We start from the raw sequence: 1,082 nt of genomic DNA on the forward strand, positions 1-1,082 counted from the left end.
AGGATAACTTATGACCGCGGGAAAGTAGAACTGTATAAGGCACACGAGGCTGGAAAGGTCAAAGCCCGCAGGATTGGAAATAAGACATACTATAGGTTTGAATGATGGACTACCGACTCTATATCGTTTACTGGCTGCGCAGGATCAGGTGCTTGCTTGGCTGTCACAAATGGTCAGATTGGCTAAGCGTTGGGATGCACGGTGAAAAAACGATATGGATGAAGAAATGCACTTGGTGCGGAAAGAAGGAAACATGGGAGACGTAATTTCTACGGGATACCCGTCAACTTATGCTACTACAGTCAGTTTTGCATACTCGCCCCCTCAACGTGTCCCCGGGATAGACTGCTCAGTCTGGCAGGATGACAATAGCACGCCTCAGAAGATGGACTTTGGCAAAGCGGTTGCTGCAGGCGCGCGGTTCGTGTTCATCAAAGCATCGCAGGGCACATGGCTTGACGAGGACTTCACGTACAACTGGAAAGCCGCCAAAGAGGCGGGGTTGTATCGAGGCGCGTATCACTATCTGGACTGGAGCGCATTGGGCAAGGTTCAGGCGGATTTCTTCTGTGGGGTGCTACGGAATGACCCCGGTGAGCTTGCGCCGGTAGTGGATTACGAATGCCGTAAAAACGTGACGAAAGATGCGATATTGTGGTTGAATACCTTTTTGGCTGTGTTACGGGGCGAACGCGGCGAAGTGATGATTTACACCTCGCCGGACTATTGGAAAAACTATGGTTCAACTAACGAGTATTATGCTCTGTTCCCCCTGTGGATTGCTAACCACGATGCCATTAAGCCCATCGTACCGAAGCCCTGGACGGACTGGACGTTCTGGCAATGGACAGATAAAGGTGATGGGCGCAAGTACGGAGCCGAATCAGCCGGTCTCGATATGAACTGGTACAACGGGGACTGGAGCGACTTCACCAAGATTCTATTGGGATTAGTCCACCCACCAGACATCACCATCCCAGAGGATGAGTATGACCGCGGCTGGAACGATTGCGTTGCAGAGGCAACGGAAAGGATAGAAGGGTTGTATCGATGACATCTATAACCTTTTCTCCAGATGAGCT

The 1,082-nt window shown here is 50.8% G+C and carries 1 protein-coding gene; it reads left to right on the forward strand.

Features of this window, described 5'->3' with window-relative positions:
- Nucleotides 1-253 precede the first annotated feature (253 nt).
- Nucleotides 254-1,054 carry a glycoside hydrolase family 25 protein gene (locus tag HWQ67_RS19435; protein WP_255317366.1) on the forward strand — a complete coding sequence of 267 codons (801 nt, stop codon included), beginning with the start codon at nucleotides 254-256 and terminating at the stop codon, nucleotides 1,052-1,054.
- The last annotated feature ends 28 nt before the right edge of the window (nucleotides 1,055-1,082 follow it).

This window comes from Candidatus Magnetobacterium casense (assembly GCF_019173545.1).
Taxonomy (GTDB): domain Bacteria; phylum Nitrospirota; class Thermodesulfovibrionia; order Thermodesulfovibrionales; family Magnetobacteriaceae; genus Magnetobacterium; species Magnetobacterium cryptolimnobacter.